This is a genomic window from Atopobiaceae bacterium (genome assembly GCA_022483015.1).
Classification (GTDB): Bacteria; Actinomycetota; Coriobacteriia; order Coriobacteriales; family Atopobiaceae; genus JALCUE01.
Genome location: JAKVOB010000001.1, coordinates 1,744,835 through 1,764,515 on the forward strand (window position 1 = coordinate 1,744,835; position 19,681 = coordinate 1,764,515).

Genomic DNA, 19,681 nt, shown 5'->3' on the forward strand with positions numbered 1-19,681 from the left:
ATGGATGAGAAGACCGAGTCGCTCCTCATGGAGTACCTCAGGAATGTGATCTATGACCCACAGAAGGCCGAGCTGGACCTCGCCGAGCTGCCCCCATCGCATAGGCGCCTCGGCGAGGCACTCGTCTTCCTTGGCCAATGCGCCAAGGAAGACCGCTCGTTTGCCAAGGAGATCATGGCGGGCAACATCGACGTCAGGCCTCCGAGCATAGAGAACGGGCTTGCCGCCCCCATGAAGGAGATGCAGGGGATGCTCCGACACCTCCGCTGGCAGACACGAGAGATCGCCAAGGGGGACTATGACCAGAAGATCGACTACATGGGCGACATCGGCGAGGCGTTCAACCTCATGAGCGTGCAGCTCAAGGAGCGCCAGGACAGGCTCGTCCATGAGCGCCAGGTCTTGGAGGAGCAGAACCGCGAGCTCGACAACATGCAGCTCATGATCACCAACCTTGCCCTCGACGAGGCTCGCTTCATCGTCATCACCGACGAGTCCATGACCAAGGTCATCTTCCGCACGAACACGGCTCGCCAGTTCCGCGACAAGAACCTTGACCTGAGCGCCATGCTCGACGGACACCTTGCGGATTGCCCCTCCTCGGTGCATGACCATATGGTGACCTGGGACATCGAAGAGCACACAGGCTCGGACGAGGACGCGAGGCACTTCCATTACTCGATCAGGTCGTATCGCCTCCATTGGGAGGACGGCCACGCCATCGCGCATATGATCGTCAACGACACCGACGAGTTCGAGCGGCAGGCGGAGATGGAGCACCTGGCCTTCTCGGATGCCCTAACCAACCTCCATAACAGGCGCTATGCCATGCAGCTCGCAGCCTCCCTGCGAGAGAAGGGTCAGGCCTTCGCGCTCGCCTTCATCGACATCGACTATCTCAAGTACTGCAACGACGAGTTCGGCCATGAGGAAGGTGACCGCTACCTCGTCGCCTTGGCCCTGCTCCTGAAGACGCTTCCCGGCAAGTGCTCCGTCTGTCGCATCGGCGGCGACGAGTTCATGGTCCTCATGGAGGACTGGACGGCATCCGAGCTCACGCACCAACTCGAGAAGCTCCGACTGAGCTTCATGCAGCAGCCGGTACCGACGGGATACCTGTTCAAGCGCTCCTTCAGCTATGGGGTCGTCGGGATACTGCCTGATGATGGCACCCCGCTCAGCGACTCGCTGGAGGAGGCCGACCAGCTCATGTATGCCTACAAGACCTCACACAAGAAGTTCCTCATACGAAGGCAGTGAGGGGAATGGCCGAGGCTGGCTAACACTCGCGCACCAGGCGTGCGCAGAAGTGGCCGTCGAACCCGCCCAGACGGGGATACGTCCTCAGGAAGCCCTCCGGGGAGAGGTTCGACTCGACGAGGCTCCTGACCGAGTGCTCGGACGCCTTGACGGCCGGAGCTTCCGACACGCTCGTGATGGTGAAGCCCTGGCCCTGCTCGCTCAGCAGGAAGGCCTCGATCACACGCTCGTCCTCCTCGCGGAGGATAGAGCAGGTCGCGTATGTGAGGGAGCCGCCAGGCCTGACCCTGGTCGCGGCAGACTCGAGCAGGCGCAGTTGCAAGCCGGTGATCGAGCCCTCGGCAGAGGGCATGAGGAGCCCCTCATCGAGCGACCAGGGGATCTCGGGATGACGTCGCATGGTCCCGGTGCCCGAGCAGGGAGCGTCAAGGAAGACCGCATCGAAGGTACGGTCGAGCTCGGACGGGACGGGCGATGATGCAGGACGGGCGACCTGCCCCACGAGCGACACGTCATAGCAGACCTCGTGGACATGCTCGGACCAGCCATGGGCCACACGCTCGGTCGCGACACGGACCTTGTACGGGACCGAGTCGACGCTCGTGAGCTCGGCCGGCCCCCCGAGCGCGCAGGCATCGTTCTGGAGCAGGATGGTCTTGCTTGCCCTACCCTGCCCGACCTCGAGCAGGGAGGTCCCAGGCATAGGAGCGGCCACGAGCGCCGTAAGCTGGGCACCGAGGTCCGACACGACCACATCAACCCCACCGACCAGGCCCGAGGTCGCAAGGCCTGCAGGGTGCGCGAGCGCGAATGAACCGGGAAGCGGCATGGCCTTGGGTCCAAGCCCGGCTTGCTCGAGAAGGTCAGCCGTCTCTGCGGCGGTATGGAGCGCGGTGTTGGAGGTCACGTAGGTAGGCGCAGGCTCGAGCTCGGCCGATGCGAGGTCACAGGCTCTCTCGAGGCCGCACGACCCAACGATGCGCGAGACCAGCCAGCTTGGAAGCCCGCCCGCTATGGCGAGGTCGCCCTCGGTAGCCTCACGAGTCCGCACCCGTGAGCGAGCGGCATCGACCTCGGGCCTATCGTTCGCGGCAAGCTTGCGGAGGATGGCATTGGCCATGCCTGCGGCGCGTGGCGCCACATGGCGTACGAGCTCGACCCCCTGGCTCACCGAGACGCGAGACGGCGTCGAGAGGTAGAGGACCTCGAAGGCCGAGATGCGGAAGGCGTCCGACACACGAGGCTCCAGGTGGGACGTCCGCCGCACATAGGCGAGGACCCTACGGTCGAGCTCGCCCGAGGCGGCAGGTGGCCCCGAGCACGAGCCTGGTGGCGAGCGCACGGTTGTGGGGACCCAAGGCATTCATCTCGGGACTCGTCCGGAGCAGGTCGCGCACGTGCGCGGACCTCCTCCGCTGATGCCCGAGCGAGGAGAGCGCCACCTTGCGAGAGGGGGATGCCTCAGCCATCAGACGCTCCTCCAACAACTCGGTGCCTCATGAAGGCCTGCCGCCCACGCCGAGACAGGCATCTCCCGCTTGCCGTCGGGTTTCACCGAAAGCACCTCGAGCACGCCGTCGGCACATCCCAGGCCGACACGGCCATGGGAAACCACGACCTCTCCATGAGGGGCCCTGAGGTCTTCGCAGACCGGTCGCGGTCATGGCCCTCATGCCATGGTCACCGATGCAGAGACGCGCAGGTGCGGCATCGCTGCTCGCCGCCACCCGTCGGCAGTTCACGGTCGCGGTCTGTGTGGGGTCGAGCCTGAGCTCGGGCTTCATCACCTTGGGAGCAAGCGTCACCAGGGGCTCGTACTGCTTGGTCCACGTCACCGTGCCATCCTGCATCTGGGCGAGCGCTGACACGAGCTCGGTCGCGCCGAGCTGGGCCAGCTCGGAGGTGAGCTGCGAGGCGTTCTTGTCGTGAGCGTCGATGGAGGCCTGACGGCAGTAGGCGCCCGCGTCGAGCTCGTGGGCGACCGCCATGATTGAGATGCCCTGCCGCTCGTCGCCAGCGAGGATGGCGCGCTGTATGGGAGCTGCCCCCCTCCAGCGCGGAAGCAGGCTCGCATGAACGTTGATGCAGCCCACGGTCGCCATCGCAATGAGGGCGTCGGGAAGGAGGCAGCCGAAGGCAGCCACGCAGATGACATCAGGTGCCGCCTCGGATACGGCATCGAGGGCGGCCGCATCCATACGCGAGGCCTCCAGCACCGGAATGCCCATCTCTTGCGCCGCCGCCTTGACCGCCGAGGGCTCGAGCCTCTTGCCCCTCGAGCGCACGGCATCGGGACGCGTCACCACGAGTGCCACCTCGTGCCCGGCTGCCACGAGTGCTGAGAGCGAGGGGACGGCGAAGCTCGGGGTGCCCATGAAGACGATGCGCATAGTGGGACTCCTACTCGTGGTCGATGTCACCGGGACGTACCCCGGCATCAAGGGCGGCCTGGTAGTCACGCAGCGCCTCGACGCGCTGGGTGGGCGTGAGATGGTCGAGCATGGTCACCCCGTTGACATGGTCTATCTCGTGTTGGAGACAGACGGTGAGCAGGTTGCCCTCGGCCTCGTACTCCATGAGGTCGCCGTCGAGGTTCTGGGCCTGGACCACCACATGCGACGGTCTCGACACGGGGACCGTGATGCCAGGGAACGACAGGCAGCCCTCCCCCGTCACGCGCTCGTCCCCAGAGGTCTCGACCACGACGGGGTTGATGAGCACGTAGGGGTTCCTGCGGCCTTCCTCGCCGGCATAGTCGACGTCGATGACCACGATCCTGCGAAGCTCGCCCACCTGGGGACCAGCCAGGCCACAGCCATCGGCTGCGTACATGTCGCGAAGCATGCGCTTCGCGAGCCGCTTGACGCCGCCATCTATGGTGTCGATGGGCTCGCACTGCTCACGCAGGCGAGGGTCGGGCGAGAGGACGATGTCATCGAGCGGTCCCATGGTTCTCCTTGTAGGTCATAGGCCGCCAGGCGACCAGAATTGATGAAACAGCGAGGGGATGCGGCACGTCCCGAGGGCATGGCCGCATCAGGCCCATGGTACCGCGCATGGACGCCCTTGCGCAGAACGACACGAGGAAACCAGGGGAAGCAGGCCCATGGCACCTCATGTCTGACACGGGGCGCGAGCTGCACTAGAGGAGGTCATAGGGGTCGACGTCGATCGCGAGCGAGACCCCGCGGGGCACGGGGCACCCGTCGACGCACCCCCCGAGGATCGGGCCGAGGTCGGCATCAGGCGGTGCCTTCACGAGGAAGTGCCGCCTGAAGCGATCCTTTGCCCGGGCCTTCACGCATTCGGCAGGGCCCACCACGCGCCATCCACGCTCCGCCTCGGCACGAGCACGTACCACGTCGGCAAGTGAGTCGAGGTAGCCCTCGACGATGTGGGAGTCACGTCCCCAGGCGAGCACGTTGGCAAGGCGAGAGAAGGGAGGGTAGTAGGCCTCCTCACGATCAGCCAGGTCAGCCGAGATGAAGAGGGAGCGGTCGTCCCGGGCCACCGAGGCGATGGCGGGGTGGTCCGGCCAATAGGTCTGGATCACGACCTCGCCGGGACGTTCCCCCCTACCGGCACGTCCCGCCACCTGCTCGAGCAGGTCATAGGTACGCTCCCCGGCACGGAAGTCCGGGAGCTTGAGCGTGGTGTCGGCGTTGATCACCCCGACGAGCGTCACCTCGGGAAAGTCGAGCCCCTTGGCGATCATCTGCGTGCCCACGAGCACCGCGCACTCGGCTGCGTCGAACTTCTCGAGCAGGCGCTGATGGGCGCCCTTCCCCGAGGTGGTGTCGGCATCCATGCGGATGACCTCGACCTCGGGGGGCAGGATCATAGAGAGCTCGTCCTCGACGCGTTGGGTCCCGATGCCCATCTGGGCCAGGTAGCGGCTCCCGCAGTTGGGGCAACGCGTGGTGGGGTCCGGATAGGCCCGTATGGGCCAGGCGCTCCCGCAGGTGTGGCAGACGAGCGAATGGGACCGCTCGTGATACGTGAGGGCGGTGGAGCAGTGGGGACACTCCGGGACGCATCCGCACTCACGGCACATGAGGAAGCTCGAGAAGCCACGACGGTTGAGCATGAGCACGGCCTTCTCGTGCGCCTCGCTCACACGGTCGAGGCCGTCCCGCAGGGGTTTCGAGAAGATCGAGCGGTTGCCGAGGGCGAACTCGCGCTTGAGGTCGACCACGGTGACACGGGGCAGCAGCGCACCTCCTGGACGCTCGGGCATCTCGACCCTCGTCCATGACGAGCCCCGCCAGTCCCCGACCTGGCAGCGTTCGAGGCTCTCGAGCGAGGGGGTGGCGCTACCGAGCACGAGTGCCGCGCCCCGCCTACGCGCGAGCTCTGCCGCGACATCGCGCGCATGGTAACGCGGGGCCGAGTCCTGCTTGTAGGAGGCCTCGTGCTCCTCGTCGACCACGATGAGGCCCACGTCCCGCATGGGCGCGAAGAGGGCCGATCGAGCGCCCACGACCACGCGGGCCTCGCCGGAACGGACGAGGTCCCATTGGTCGAAGCGCTCGCCCACGGAGAGGCGCGAATGCAGGATGGCGACGGCGCCCCCGAACCGGCTTCGGAACCTTCCCACAGTCTGGGCCGTGAGGGATATCTCGGGCACCAGCACGATGGCACCCCGACCAGCCTCCAGGCAGCGCTCGATGGCATCGAGGTAGACCTCCGTCTTCCCCGACCCAGTGACGCCATCCACCAGGACCACGTCGCCCTTGCCTGCAGACGTGGCACCATCGATCGTTGCCAGGGCCTTGACCTGCCCGTCGGTGAGACGCTCCGGGCGAGGCGCGGTCGCGCTCGAGAGGGTGGTCCCCTCGGCCCCACGCACGCGCCGCTTGTGGTCGATGTGGGCATAGCCTCGCTTCTGGAGCGCGCCCACGACCGTGGTCGCACCCGAGATGATGGCCGAGAGCTCGGCCATCCGTACCGGCCCGGCACCGAGGGCGGCGAGCACCTCCCGCTGGCGGCTCGCGTTCCTCCGAGGCTCGAAGGCACGACCCTCATCGGTGAGCGACACCCAACGGTCGTCGACCGGGGTGGCCTTCTCGCAGACGAGCTCCCACGGGTCGTTATCGCTCGAGCGACGCACGCGCATGGACTGCCCTGGCGCGAGGAAGAGCCTGAGCACCACGGGGAGCGGACAGGCATACTCAAGGCTCATCCACTCCGCGAGACCTGCGGAGACCTCATCGAAGCAGGAGGGGGCGAGCACCCGCTCCACGGGGAGCAGCTTCCTGGGATCGACTCCCGGGGACGGCTCGGGAGAGACGCTGACCACATAACCCACTGCCGCACGATGCGAGAAGGTCACGAGCACCGTGGTACCGACGACCGCCGTCTGCGCGAGCGACGTCGGAATCTCGTAGTCGAACGTGCCGGTGAGGGCACGCGTCGGTATGTCTATGACCACCCCGGCATACGCCACGGCGCCCTCCCCTCCTCGCGTTGAGACAATAGCCTCAAGCATAGCGGGTCGGGAGGACGAGAGGGACGAGCGACGACATATGGCCTGCTATCGCAGGTTCCCCTTACGGACGAGTCGGAGCGCGAGGGCGAGGCCAAGCAGGACGATACCAACCCCCAGCAAGGACAGGGACATCCCCGACGTGTGGTCACCCGTCGACGGCGTGCCACCCGCAGGGACGGCCGTGGCCGCTGCCCCTGAGTTCGTTGACGTGGTGGCAGCCGACGTGCTCGGCATGGTATCTGTGGTGGCGGCCGGAGTGTTGGGGGTGTTGGGGGTGTCGGGGGTGTCGGGGGTGTCGGGGGTGTCGGGGGTGTCGGGGGTGTCGGGGGTGTCGGGGGTGTCGGGGGTGTCGGGGGTGTCGGGGGTGTCGGGGGTGTCGGGGGTCGTCGGCGCGACGTAAGTATTCGAGAAGGTCGCCACCCCATCAGCGACGATCGCCCCCGTCGAGTCCGTGAGCGTGCTGCTCACGAGAACGACGGAGCCGCCGGTCTCGCCCACGACGACGGTCCAGGTGTAGGACGCCGTGTCATATGTGTAGCCGGACGAGCTTCCCGCCGTCTCCGAGACCTTGAAGACATAGGTCCCCGGCTTCGTGAACGTGGCGGTCCCGAACGCGTTCTCGAGCGATCCGGCACCGGTCACCTGGGCGGTCGTGGCAAGCCCGGTCACGCCATCGGCAGGATTGCCCTTGTCGGCAGCCAACGCGAAGTCGAAGGTCTCGCTCGTGGTCGGCGAACCGGCAACGACCTTCTTCACGTCAGGCGAGGATGACGTCACCTTGGTCGCTCGGTAGACGTTCTCGAAGGTCGCGGTGTCGTTGGTGATGGCGTTGCCGTAGGAATCCTTCAGCGTGTTGCTCGTGACCGTCATCTGGCCATCTTTGTCTTCCACGACCACGGTCCACGTGTAGACCGTGTAGTCATCGATATAGCCCTCCTTGATGACCGAGCTCTCCCCGATGTAGTAGGTATACGTGCCCGCGCGGGAGAACGTGGCGGTGCCGAACGCCTTGGTAAGCGTCTCGTCGGCATGGATGGTCACCGCGGATTCATTCAGCCCGGTCTCGCCGCCTTTGGGATTGGCTTCATCGGGGAAGAGCGCGACCAGGAAGCTCGATGCCTCTGACGGCGTACCGTCGAGGATCTTCCTCACATCGGGAGAAACCTGCGTCGTGATATCGGGCTCATAGTCATTGGTGAACAGCATGGTGTCGGCTTCTGTGCCATCGGCAGTCGTCACCGTGCCCGTGGGCACCAGCTTGTTGCCAACGCTTGCTACCGTCACCCTCAGCGTATAGACGCTCTGGTCGTAGGAATACCCCGTGGTGCTCCCTAGCTCCTCGCTGATCTTGTAGACATAGATGCCCGGATTGACGTATTCAATCGACCCGAACGAGGCGGTACCGTTGCCAGTGACGGTGATGGTGGTGTCAGCTGGCAGGGGCGCACCAGCCGTGTCGGCCGCGATGGTGAACGTGAAGGTCCCGTCGCTGGGCGTCTCGCCCTCGACCACCTTCGTGACGCCCGGCACCAGGTAGGGGTTGCTCGGCGCGGCATAAGTGTTTTCGAAGACGGCGACGCCGTCGTCTATGGAGGTCTGACCCTGGACGAGCGTGTTGCTCTTCACCGTCAGTTGGCCGCCCACGTCCTCGATGACGACGGTCCAGGTATATGAGTCTCCGTCGTAGGTCCAGCCGTCGCTCATGCCCGCGTACTCGAAGCACGTGAACGTGTAGGTGCCGGCCTTCGTAAACGTAGCGGTACCGAATGCGTTCTCGAGCGAGCCCGCACCGGTGGTCTGCGCGGTCGTAGCGAGCCCGGTGACGCCATCGGTCGGATTGTCGCCCGAGGGGATGAGCGCGTAGGTGAAGGTCTCATCGGAAGTCGGCGAACCGAGGACAGTCTTCTTCACACCGATGCTCGCGGCATCCACCGATTCGGGGGTGTACGTGTTCAGGAACAGTATCTGGTTCACCGGCACCGCCGAGGAGTCGGGCGTGTCCATATCGGTCTTCACCGCGAGTGACGTTGATGTGACCTCGAGGGAGTTGGTCGCGGAGTCAAGCGCCGTGGTCACCGTGTAAACGAAGACGGATGTGTCATAGCCATAGCCCGTCTCGCCGGAATACTCCTCGGAGATGTAGAACGTGTATGTGCCCGCTGCAGTGAAGGTGATGTCACCGAACGGCGTCTTGTTGGTGCCGGTGTCCGTGATGGTCGCAGTGGCCGGAGTGGGCAGTATGGCACCTGCTGGGTTCGACGCGCTTGCAGTCAAGTCGAACGTGAACGTCTTGTCGCTAGGACGCTCGGTTGCGGTGAAGAAGCTCTTCGTGATGGGCGGTACCGCCTGGGTTACGGTCGTGGTATCGACCAGCTTGAAGTTGTATGTGCCGAGGCTGACCGAACGGTCGTAGTAGGCCCACACGTCGAGCGCCGTCTTATCGCCGACCATATTTGTGTACTTCAGCGCCGTGCCAGACGTTGAGACGACGCCGCTGGTGGCGTCCACCTTGTCGGCGACGGTCCAGTTCTTGTCGACCGTCCAAGGAGAAGTAGCATCGCCCGCATTCGAAGCGGAGTCGTTGTAGTAGACCGTTGCCTTCTGGTCGGTGGTGCCTTCACCATTCAAACGGTTGACGATGATGCCGTTCTGGTTGTTCTCCACGTCCAGCAGCGGGAAGTGGATCTCGCCGCCTTTCAGCTTGACGGTCACGTTGGATGTGTCATAGGTACCAGCGGACACCACGTTGCCCTTCGCATCCTTGCCATCCCAGGTGATTGAGTTCGTGGTGCCCTTTACCAGAGCATTGGAGAGCGTGACGGTGTTATCGGTACCGAAGTTCAGCTCTATCTGATAGGAGGTCGCGGAGGTGTCGGAGGACGCATCGAACGAGAACGTGCCCCCGTAGCCCACGTAGCCTTCGTTCTCAGTGGCATCACCACTGCCTGTGAACTCGAAGTTGCTGATAGACCCGACGCCCGACGTGGGGCTTGTGGGGATGCCGAGCGCGGTGAGCGCTTCGGCGTCGGGCTCGTTGTAGAAGATCCAATACGACTGGTCGAGCGAGCTCGTCGAGGTGCCGCTCAGGGCCACATAGTGATTGGCGAGATCCGAGAGCTGATTGTTATCGGACTCGACGGAATGGTAGAGCGATGTCCCAGCTGATGTGTACTGGGTATTGAGGAGTCCGCGGTTATTGCACGTGAAGCGGAGTCCATAGGGGTCCATCCCGTTGAAGTTGACCTCGTACTGATAGCCATCTTTAGTGACCGGGTAGACCTTCGCCTTGAGCATGTCGGTGCCGGTCTTGTTGGTCCCCATGTTAAGGAACAGCGCGTCGGTGAACACGCGGCCGGTCTTGAGGCTGCCGTCGGCAGCATAGACCGAGAGGTCCCAGGCGGCGATGGTGCTGTTCTTCTGGTCCCATGCCTCCGTCACCAGGGCAGGCACCGGATCGGTGGTGCCGTACTCCGTGCTGTAGAAGGCGATGGTGTAGATGCCTGACTGGCCGGCCGTGAAGGTGTTGCCTTCGTACTTCACGTCCGCCGCGACGCCCGCAGGCGAGGTGACGGCGCTCTCGGCAGCACAGGCATAGCCACCCGCCGCATGGTCCGCAGGACCTGCCGCCTCCTGAGCGTGGTCAGAGATATAGCCCGCGGTGGAGGCGGACGCCGAGTCCGGGATGTCGATGAAGGTGACGCTGGCATCTCGCTGGCCGTTCACATAGGGCTCGGCATCAGGGTTGTTCGACGCATCCCAGCCGGGGGCACAGATGCATATGTCTGCATCGTTCAGGAAGTTCAGCTGGTCGTCCGAGAAGGAGGTGCCCATGCTGGTGTTGTCGAACAGGAAGTCCCCACCAATGGTCTTTCTCAGCTGGGCCGTGGACACGCTCGAACCCAGATAGAGCGTCTCGCCCTCTTCCAGGTAGACCTTCATGACGGACTGTCTCTTCACGCCCGCCGTCTCGGCACCGTAGCGCTCGGTATAGGCGCGATAGCCGCCATTCTCCGTGAGGTCGGAGCTACCCTCGGCATATGCCTTGGGCACGAGCAGGAGACCTGCCACAAGGGCCAGCACGAGGGCCAGCACGAACGACGGTAGCCGCACGCCACGACGCTTGCGAACGGGATGATGGGCTTGCATCGGCATGACGTGACCGGGGTATGTACGCATCGCCGTACTCCTCACACTCGGCTCATTTGATTGAAGTATAGGATGTTTTAAGCAACGCCACGCCGACAGGCCTGCAAACGGCAGGACGGCTCGGCCATGGCGTGACGGAACCCAGGAGGCGCCCATGGGCCTGCTCTATGAGATCGCATCCACGCCAGCGGTCTATGCGATGCCTGCCTACTATGACCGGCACGAGCCGCGACGCGACCATGGACCCATACGGGTCGACTTCGGCCCCGACCGCCTGCAGCACAGCCTCATCTGGGAGCCCTCGCAGGTGACCCACGACACCGTGGTCATGTGGTTCCATGGGGGTGGCTATGTCGTGGGCACGGCCGAGAGCATGCAGGATGCCGCCAACGTGTACAACGCGATGGGGTACCGGTTCGTCTCGGTAGGGTTCCGCCTGGTTCCTGCCGACCGCGTCCCCGCACAGGTGGAGGACGCCTTCCTCGGCGTGAGCGCCGCCATGGGCTGGCTCAGCGACCATGGCCGGCCATGCGAGAGGATCGTGGTGGGCGGCAGCTCGGCGGGAGGGTTCAGCGCCGCCATCCTGGCATACAGCAAGGACCTCCAGGCACGCTATGGCCTCGATGCGGAGAAGCTCGCAGGATACGTCTCGTGCGCGGCGGTCCTCGACGCTGACGACTTCTTCGTGAACCCCTTCCCGTCGGGCGCCGTCGGGCTCGCCGCCACGAGGGCCTTCCTCGACATGGATGCGCTCGACCCCACACGGACGCTCTCGACGCACGAGGCCCTGCTCCCCTACTCGCCCGTCGCGCTTCTCGAGACGTGGGACATGGGGGACGGAAGGCACCCCGTACCGTACTATGGCGTCCACGGCACCCACGACACGGCGAGTCCCTATGCCACCGAGGCCACCTTCGCCCACGAGCTCGCACATGTCTCAGGCCGTGGCGCGGCGACGCTCTGCACCGTCGACAGGCCGAGCTGGCAGCACATGGTGACCACGGTCACGATGCACAAGCGACGCGTCGAGACAGACCCCGTGCTGCGGGGACTCTTTGCCTGGCTGCAGGCCATCGGCGACTAGGAACGGGACGAGCGTGAGGGAGCCCCTGGTGACAGATGAGGCGGGTGGCCCGCCTTCGCAGGTCACCCGCCTCGGGTCTCGCACGTCGTCGATCCTTATGCCTGCAGCTCAGCCACCGCAGCCTTGAGCTGGTCCACGCGGTCGACGTTCTCCCACGTGAAGTCAGGGTCGTTGCGGCCGAAGTGCCCATAGGCGGCCGTCTTCTCGTAGATTGGGCGACGCAGGTCGAGGTCGCGGATGATGGCACCGGGACGCAGGTCGAAGACCTTCTCGACCGCCTGCTCGATGAGGGTGTCAGGGACGCTGCCGGTGCCGTGCGTGTCCACCATGGTCGAGAGCGGGTGCGCCACGCCGATGGCATAGGCGAGCTCGACCTCGCAGCGATGCGCCAGACCCGCGGCCACGACGTTCTTGGCGACCCAACGCGCCGCATAGGCTGCCGAGCGGTCGACCTTGGTGCAGTCCTTGCCGCTGAAGCAGCCGCCACCGTGGCGGCCCATGCCACCGTAGGTGTCGACGATGATCTTGCGGCCGGTGAGGCCGGTGTCACCCATCGGGCCACCCACCACGAAGCGACCGGTGGGGTTCACGTAGACGTCGGCGTTGCGCCACTCGATGCCCACCTGGTCGAGGACCGGGGTGATGACACGGTTGACCATGTCCTTCTTGATGGTATCCATCGTGAGGATCGAGGGGTCGTGCTGCGTCGAGATGACGATGGCCGTGACCTCGACGGGGCGGCCGCCCTCATAGCGCACGGTCACCTGGGTCTTGCCGTCGGGACGGAGGTACCCCACGGAGCCGTTCTTGCGAACCTCCGCCAGCTTCTGGGCCAGACGCTGTGCCAGATAGATGGGCATGGGCATGAGGACGTCCGTCTCGTCCGAGGCGTAGCCGAACATCATGCCCTGGTCGCCCGCGCCGATGAGGTCGAGCGGATCGGTGGCGCCGCTCTGGGCGTCGAAGGACTCGTCGACGCCCTGGGCGATGTCGGGGCTCTGCTCATGGATCATGTTGATGACGCCGCAGGTGTCGCAGTCGAAGCCGTACTTGGCACGGTCGTAGCCGATGCGGCGGAGTGTCTCGCGGGCGATCTGGGCGACATCCACGTAGGCCTGGGTGCGGATCTCGCCTGCCACGATCACGGTGCCGGTGGTGACGAACGTCTCGCATGCGCAGCGGACCTCGTCGACCGATGCGGGGCGACCGTTGGGTGCGATGTAGCCGGCCTTCTCGAGCGCGCCCTCCTTGGTGAGAATGGCGTCCAGCACCGCGTCAGAGATCTGGTCGCAGATCTTGTCGGGGTGCCCCTCGGTCACGCTCTCCGAGGTGAAGTAGTAGCTCTCGTCTGCCATGGTTCCTGCGTCCTCCTTCTGCGCTTGCGCGCACTTTGCGGGGACCAAGCGAAAGGTCCCCTCGACTCATGCCAAGGGGACCCATGTGTGCGACACATCTCTCCCCCGTCTTCCAGGCCATATGTGGCCTGCCGAGAATTGGCACCGAGGCCGCGTCACCGCGGCGGGTTGCCGGAGCTTCATAGGGCTCGGTCCCTCAGCTCTGTGCGCCCTCACGAGCGCCTCTTGACGAGCAAGGACCATGGTAGCCATAACAGGTGAGGATGTAAATCGAACCGGAGTCAGTTTTTTCGAAACACGAAGACGGAGCGATGGAGCGCAGCGGCCGCATGTCACATAAGCAGGAACCAGCCCCTCACCGTGGCATAGAAGCCGGGGCTGACCGTGTCGAGCGAGTAGAACATCCCGTTCGCAAAGACGCTCATGGCGTAGAGCAGGACACAGATGGTGACGCAAGCAAGGACGACACCGACATAGATCCTCGTCCGACTGGCATCAGCATCCTGCATGAGCGTCGCGACCACGATGACGCTTGCGATGCCAAGTGCCCATCCGAAGTCAGACTGGTAGCGTTGCGTGATTCCCGACCCCTCCGTCACCACCACGATGCAGACCAAGGAGATTGCCACGAGCATCGCGCAAAGCCCGAGTACGCCGCTCTTCCGCAGGACGTCACGATGCCTCCAGCCCTGAACGGCGCCCACGACCATGAGGGGATTCAAAGCCAACATCCCTGCTATGTAAGGCTCTGACGAGGTGTAGCCGATATAATCGGCTCCTATGGACTTGGCAGATACCACCGTGAGGTATGGGAACTGCGGATCGATGCGAACAGGCTGGAACAGGTACTCGAAGAACCCGAGGGGAAGCCGACCGAGCTGGAACCCCCTGTTGGTCATGTCCCCGCCGGTAAGGTTATAGTTCGCGCCGAACTCCATGGGCGAGCCGAACCGCGCCATGTTATACGCACCGACGGCACCGACCACGAGCACAAGGGGCACCAGCACGCAGAGCGTATTGGCAGACCCGGCCCACGAGAAGAAGAGCCGGCCCCGTGTGATCTCATCCCAGAAGAGCGGAATCGCGAGAAAGAAGGAGAGGAAGAATGTCGGACGACATCCCAGAGTAAGTGAGACGCAGAGGGAACCCACGACAAGCCATACCAGGCTCGAGCGTCCGCCAATGCTCAAGGCAGACTTCGCCCTGAGCCACGCCCAGAGACCAAGGAACAGGAGCGCCAGCGCGGACGCATAGGGAATCGAGTAGGTGCTATGCACCATCATAAGCAGGTAGAGGAGCCCCGAGCAGAGGAAGACCGAGACGTACGAGAGAATGAGCAGGGCATATGAGCTGCGCGGCGCGTATCTCTTGAAGAGCTCATACAGGAAGAGCCCGAGCGCGACGACCGCAAGCACCATCCAGAAGGTCTGGAGGATTCCGACGGATGGCACGTGACCCGTCAGCGCGGCAAGGGGAAGCGAGAATAGCACCACAGGTACCACGCCGAAGTACGTGTAGTAGTGACCTTGATAATAGGCCACGTCAATGTAGTAGGGCTCACCGTCATCGCCCCGCGCCGCATCGCGGGCTGAAGGGTCGTAGGGATTGTCGAGCTCAGCCAACCAGTCTGGAACAGGAAGGTCGAGATCGACTCGCCCCTGCATGAGCGAGTCGGCAAGCTCGGTATATTGGCCGTGCAGCCAATAGCACCCCGATTCGGGGACCAGCACGGGCTTATCATCGCTCGCAGTCGCAAGCCCCAGCACCGCACAGACAGCGGAGACGACAAGGATGACCGTAGCCACCATGGCGATACCGAACCTGTCCTTCTCGCAGATGCGCTCCCTCCAGAGGCGTGACGTGGGCCTGAAGAGGAAGATGATGCCCGCAATCAGCAACATGCATACGACTCGAAGTGCCGAGACCTTGAAGGGACGGACCTCGTTGAGCCCAAGATGGCTGACGCTGACCTTGGTTCCCTGGGGGAGGTCGAAGCTCAGGTGCAGCGAATGGGTCACGCCAGAGGTATGCAACCTGAGATACGTGCTGTCAGAGGACGATGCCGTGATTGTGGCAGGATACTCGTGATATCCCTCATTCTCCCAAGCTGAGTCGGACCAGCCAACCGAGGCCTCGAGCGAGGCGGATGCGTCCGTCGATATGACGGCGTGGAGGTTGTTGACCTGAGAATCAATTCCCTCAAGCTCCACGACCTGATCATCTGTGCCTACGACGGTAAGCGTCCCATCGCCGTTGTCCACGAGACCGGCACCATAGGAGACCGAGGTCGGCGAGGCCTCGTGGAACGTGAGAGACTCCCAGAAGGGGAAGTTGAACAGGAAGGTCTCGAGCAGGCCCACAGCAACGAGGCACATGAGAAGTGACGGAAGGCGACCATGTCCCTCATGCCGATTCGTGGCAAGGTCGCTCGGCATGCTGGCCATAAGGAAGATGCCTCCACAGTTGAGGTTGCTCATCTCCTTAACGTTACCTGATTAGGAGCCGGTCGTCACCCGCGGGAGATGGGACCTTCCTATTGTGGGAGACTCGCTCGACCGGAAGACGAGCTGGAATCGGCCACGGGAGCGACGCCGACCCCGTTCATGACGATGCTCACGAGCTTGTCGGTGAGGTCGTCAGCATCGAGATTGTCCCTGTCGTGGGCCATGGCCTCGACCAGCGAGAAGAAGAAGGCGCCGCACACGCACGAGGCCGCCACAGAGCAGTCGAGGTCCTTGCGGACCACGCCCTCCTGCTTGGCACGCTCGAGCTGCACCTCGATGATGTGTCCGATGCGATAGAAGCGGTCCTCGATGGTGTCGAGCATGCTCGACCGGCCTTGGATGAGCTCGACGGCAATGGCCAGCGTGAGGGGTCCACCCTCGCGCACGCAGTCGGAGAAGGCCACGCAGAGGTCATGCAGCGCCTCGCTCGAGGAGCGCGCACCTGCCACAGCGCCTTCGAGGCTCGAGACGAAGTGGTCGATGGCCTCCGAGAAGATCTCCTGCACAATCTCCTCGCGGTCGGCGAAGTAGTAGTAGAGCGAGCCCTTGCTCATCTTGCAGCGGCGGGCCACCTCGGCCATCTGGAAGTCGACGGCCCCGCGCTCGTCGATGAGCTCACTGGCCGCAGCCAGGATGCGCTCGCGGGTCTCGGCGCTCTTGCGGGTCTTGGAGACCTTGCGGCCGACGACCTTCTCCTTGGCTATCTCGAGGAGCTCGGCCGCATCGGCAGAGACGTCCGCGTTGGCCGCGGGCATACCGAGCTCGGGCCTCTGACCACCCTGTGCTATGTCGCCCATCATCGTACCCACGGTCTGGTCACTACCCCTCTTGACAACCATTCGACAAAAACTGACCCGCGGTCAACATCCTACTACTTTGGCCGGAACGCAAGCAGGGGAACCGCAGAAGGCAGTGGTCATGCCTCCAACGCCATGGCCGTGGACCTCACGAGGCCGCTCAGATAACGGTTGACGTCATCGATGGTCGCATCGCCGTAGTCACCCGAGAGCCATGAGCGATAGGCCCCGAGCACGCCGCTGGTCAGGTACTCGGTAGCCGACGAGCACGAACCTCTCGTCCATGCTCGAACGCCTCGTGGCGAGCTGCTCGCGGATCTTCTCGCAGAACATCTCGCGGAGAGAGTTGATGAAGGGCTCCACGCTCGTGGACATGACAAGCTTCTTGAAGAGCTCCTGGTCGCTCCCCAGGTAGCCGCCGATGTGGCTTAGCACGGGCATGGGGTCCGCCGGGAAGTCCTCGTTGATGCACTGGTCGATGAGGTCGCTCACGCTCTCCGTGTAGTCCTGCATCGTAGAACGGAGCAGGTCGTCCATGTTGTTGAAGTGGGCGTAGAAGGTGCCGCGGTTGAGGTCGGCCGCGCGCGTGACGTCCGAGACCGAGATCTGGTCATATGGCTTCTCCACAAGGAGCTGCAAAAAGGCGTCCTTGAGCAACCGTATCGAGCGCCGCGCGTTCCGGTTGGGTGTGTCGCCCATGAGATCCTCCCTACTTTCGGACATGTTTGCCATGTTCTGTCTGGTTCCACACAGTCGCGCGTCTGTTTGGGGATTGACGTACGCCTGTCACTCACAATAATTGACTCCTGGTAGAAAACGACACCCGTATGAGTTTCGACAACTGTACATCAATGGGCAAGGGAGCATGCAACGCGATGGAACGTCTTTTCAGAAACGTCCTCAAGCACAGGAAGATCGTCGTCGCCGTCTTCGTGGCGCTCACATGCATCTGCGCCTTCCTCATCCCGCAGGTAGGGATCGACGCCGACATGAGCGACTACCTGCCGCCCTCGGCAAAGTCCTCGCAGGACCTCGATGCCATGAAGGAGGTCTACGGCAACGACATCACCAACGGACGTGTCTACGTGACAGGCATCTCGCAGGTCGATGCCGCGGACTTCGTCGACCAACTCAAGGGTCAGGGCGACGTGATCTCGGTGACCTGGCTGGGCGACGAGGTCGACCTGACGGAGCCGCTCGCCGTGCAGGACCAGGACACCATCGACGAGTGGTATGACGGCAAGGGATACCTCTTCCAGCTGGTGCTCTCGGACACCGTGGACCAGACCGAGATCGACAACATCCGCAGCATGGCCAAGGCGATACCCGGTGCCGAGACCGTGGCCATAGACGGCTCGGCGGCATCGACCGCCTCCTCCATGGCCTCCATCAACACGGACATGGTCAGGATCATGATCATCGCCGTCATCACGGTCTTCCTTATCGTCATGCTCTCGACCACGAGCTACCTGCACCCAGTGGTGATGCTGCTCACCATCGGCGTCGCCATCTGCCTCAACATGGGCACCAACATATTCAGAGGCACCATCTCTTCGATCACCGAGCTCGTGGCGAGCGTGCTGCAGCTGGCCGTGTCGATGGACTACTCAATCGTGCTGCTCACCAACTTCGGGCAGGCACGCGAGAAGTACGACGACCAGTTCGAGGCCATGGTGCACGCCATGGTGAAATCCTTCCCGGTCATCCTCTCCTCTGCTGCCGTCACGTTCTTCGGCTTCCTCTCGCTTGCGGCAATGCAGTTCCTCATCGGCCAGGACATGGGCATCGCCCTCGCCAAGGGCATCGTGTGCTCGTTCTTCTCGATCACCCTGCTCATGCCCTGCATCCTCTATGGAATGAGGAACGTGGTCGAGAGAACCACGCACAAGCCGTTCATCAAGTCGTTCAAGCGGTTCGCGCGGGGTTGCACCAAGGGAGCGGTGCCCGCCTTCGCCATCGCCTGCCTCATCGCCGTGCCGGCCCTCCTTGCCTCACAGTCCGTGAACTTCAGCTACGGGCAGTCGGCCAACCTCTCGTCGACAGACCAGGTGACGACCGACAGCGCACTCATCACCGACGCCTTCGGCGAGTCGCAGACATGGGCGATCATGGTGCCAGAGGGGCAATGGGCCAACGAGGAGGCCCTCGTGGCCGACCTCAAGGCCCTTCCCACCACGAAATCGGTGCTCTCGTACACCACCGTGGCCGGCACGAGCCTGCCCCACGAGCTTGCGAGCGAGGACGAGGTCTCCCAGCTCATCAATGGCGGATACAGCCGCATCGTCCTCACGAGCAACATCACCGAGGAGGGATCGGGGTCCTTCGACCTGGTCGAGCAGGTTCGCAACATGCTCAGCAGCTATTACGGTGACGACTGGCACCTTGCCGGCAACACCGTGAGCTACTACGACATCCGCTCGGTCACCTCGAGCGACCAGACCACCGTCAAGATCGTCTCGGTGGCTGCCATCAGCATCGTGCTGCTCATCATGTTCAAGTCGTTCTCGATCCCGCTCACGATGATCCTCGCCATCGAGGTCTCCATCTGGATCAACGAGGCGGTGCCCTACTTCATGGGAGACACGGTCAACTTCGTCGCCTTCCTGGTGATCGACGCCGTGCAGCTCGGCGCGGCCGTGGACTACTCGATCATCTATACCGAGGAGTACCTGCGCAGACGAAAGCTCATGCCAAAGGATCAGGCAGCCATCCAGTCCATCGGGGCCACGGCGCAGCCCATCATCACCTCGAGCTCCATCCTGATACTTGCGTGCCTGGGCATCTACGTCGCCGTCTCCTCGCCGATGATCCAGCAGGTCGGCCTGCTCATCGCCCGTGGCGCGCTCATCTCGGTGATCCTCATCTTCCTGGTGATGCCGCTCACCTTCAAGATCTTCGACGGCTTCATCCGGCGCACGAGCCTCCACGTGGACTTCTATGACGAGAAGGGTGGAACCGGAAAGGACGGGACCACGTCCGTCCCGACCCTCACGCCGCCCGCCTGCGCCACCTCAGACCAGTCAACAAACTCGAACGACGAGGAGTAA

General features: G+C 63.7%; 12 protein-coding genes, 1 pseudogene and 1 riboswitch. Of the genes and pseudogenes, 3 read left to right on the forward strand and 10 right to left on the reverse strand.

Going from position 1 to position 19,681, the window contains the following annotated elements; genetic code table 11:
- Complete coding sequence (locus tag LKE50_07500; GenBank protein ID MCH3968439.1) at positions 1-1,260, forward strand: diguanylate cyclase; 1,260 nt, start codon at positions 1-3, stop codon at positions 1,258-1,260.
- A 19-nt stretch (positions 1,261-1,279) separates the two neighbouring features.
- Here the strand turns inward: LKE50_07500 and LKE50_07505 are convergent, their stop codons facing one another.
- From LKE50_07505 to LKE50_07530, 6 genes and pseudogenes are all read right to left on the reverse strand, one after another.
- Positions 1,280-2,497 (reverse strand): RsmB/NOP family class I SAM-dependent RNA methyltransferase, encoded by a 1,218-nt coding sequence (locus LKE50_07505; protein ID MCH3968440.1) that lies wholly within the window; start codon positions 2,495-2,497, stop codon positions 1,280-1,282.
- A gap of 43 nt (positions 2,498-2,540) precedes the next feature.
- The gene (locus LKE50_07510; GenBank protein ID MCH3968441.1) at positions 2,541-2,729 is read right to left on the reverse strand and encodes a hypothetical protein; all 189 of its coding nucleotides are present in this window, start codon (positions 2,727-2,729) and stop codon (positions 2,541-2,543) included.
- Positions 2,729-3,650 (reverse strand): annotated as a pseudogene (locus tag LKE50_07515) (methionyl-tRNA formyltransferase). Before LKE50_07515 ends, LKE50_07510 begins: the two are co-directional and overlap by 1 nt.
- Before the next feature lie 10 nt (positions 3,651-3,660).
- On the reverse strand, positions 3,661-4,209 hold the full coding sequence (def, locus tag LKE50_07520; protein MCH3968442.1) for a peptide deformylase: 549 nt from the start codon (positions 4,207-4,209) through the stop codon (positions 3,661-3,663).
- 193 nt (positions 4,210-4,402) lie between these two features.
- Positions 4,403-6,706, reverse strand: a complete 2,304-nt coding sequence (priA, locus tag LKE50_07525) for a primosomal protein N' (protein ID MCH3968443.1) — start codon at positions 6,704-6,706, stop codon at positions 4,403-4,405.
- Positions 6,707-6,793: 87 nt separating this feature from the next.
- Positions 6,794-10,924, reverse strand: coding sequence for a hypothetical protein (locus LKE50_07530; GenBank protein ID MCH3968444.1), 4,131 nt, complete (start codon positions 10,922-10,924; stop codon positions 6,794-6,796).
- Between the two features lie 124 nt (positions 10,925-11,048).
- Between LKE50_07530 and LKE50_07535 the strand changes: the two genes are divergently transcribed.
- Positions 11,049-11,978, forward strand: a complete 930-nt coding sequence (locus tag LKE50_07535; protein ID MCH3968445.1) for an alpha/beta hydrolase — start codon at positions 11,049-11,051, stop codon at positions 11,976-11,978.
- 95 nt (positions 11,979-12,073) lie between these two features.
- On the opposite strand, the gene metK is transcribed toward LKE50_07535, so the two are convergent.
- From metK to LKE50_07555, 4 genes are all read right to left on the reverse strand, one after another.
- Positions 12,074-13,333, reverse strand: coding sequence for a methionine adenosyltransferase (metK, locus tag LKE50_07540; GenBank protein ID MCH3968446.1), 1,260 nt, complete (start codon positions 13,331-13,333; stop codon positions 12,074-12,076).
- A 102-nt stretch (positions 13,334-13,435) separates the two neighbouring features.
- Positions 13,436-13,568, reverse strand: a riboswitch (SAM riboswitch).
- A gap of 97 nt (positions 13,569-13,665) precedes the next feature.
- Positions 13,666-15,810, reverse strand: a complete 2,145-nt coding sequence (locus tag LKE50_07545) for a hypothetical protein (protein MCH3968447.1) — start codon at positions 15,808-15,810, stop codon at positions 13,666-13,668.
- Positions 15,811-15,866: 56 nt separating this feature from the next.
- On the reverse strand, positions 15,867-16,637 hold the full coding sequence (locus LKE50_07550; GenBank protein ID MCH3968448.1) for a TetR/AcrR family transcriptional regulator: 771 nt from the start codon (positions 16,635-16,637) through the stop codon (positions 15,867-15,869).
- A 198-nt stretch (positions 16,638-16,835) separates the two neighbouring features.
- Complete coding sequence (locus tag LKE50_07555) at positions 16,836-17,333, reverse strand: TetR/AcrR family transcriptional regulator (protein MCH3968449.1); 498 nt, start codon at positions 17,331-17,333, stop codon at positions 16,836-16,838.
- Positions 17,334-17,509: 176 nt separating this feature from the next.
- Here LKE50_07555 and LKE50_07560 point away from each other — a divergent pair, with 176 nt between their 5' ends.
- A complete protein-coding gene (locus LKE50_07560) occupies positions 17,510-19,681 on the forward strand; it encodes an MMPL family transporter (protein ID MCH3968450.1) in 2,172 nt (723 codons plus the stop codon).